The sequence below is a fragment of the Loigolactobacillus jiayinensis genome (assembly GCF_003946445.1).
Classification (GTDB): Bacteria; Bacillota; Bacilli; order Lactobacillales; family Lactobacillaceae; genus Loigolactobacillus; species Loigolactobacillus jiayinensis.
Genome location: NZ_RHOF01000100.1, coordinates 1 through 398, shown reverse-complemented (window position 1 = coordinate 398; position 398 = coordinate 1). Strand labels below are relative to the sequence as shown.

The 398-nt window shown below is 38.4% G+C and carries 1 protein-coding gene; it reads right to left on the bottom strand.

Annotated elements, in window-relative coordinates; translation table 11 throughout:
- Nucleotides 1-272 (bottom strand): recombinase family protein (locus EKM80_RS14395; RefSeq protein WP_164509590.1); only part of this gene is annotated, 272 nt, incomplete at its 3' end.
- Nucleotides 273-398: the final 126 nt, after the last annotated feature.

Genomic DNA, 398 nt, shown 5'->3' with positions numbered 1-398 from the left:
AAATTCAACACATCTAGGGTGGCACCCTTATTTTGAATGGAGTTCATGATCTTAGTCAAATCATGGTTGTTTCTGCCTAAGCGATCTAATTCAGTGACCAGGACAATATCTCCCTCACGAATATAGGCCAGCATTTTTTGCAGTTCTGGCCGATTAGTGTTAGCTCCACTTAATTTATCCGTAAATAATTTATCAACGCCTTTTAAGGCCGCTAGCTGTCGATCTAAATGTTGCTCTTTGGAACTCACACGAGCATAACCAATTTTAGCCATTGTCAGCACTTCCTTTTGGACAGTTCTAATGAACATTTGTAATTCCTAGTATAGCACAGAATCAAAAAAGGCCAATAGGGTATACCCTAGTGGCTAGATTGGTTTAGTCAAACAAAAATCTTAATT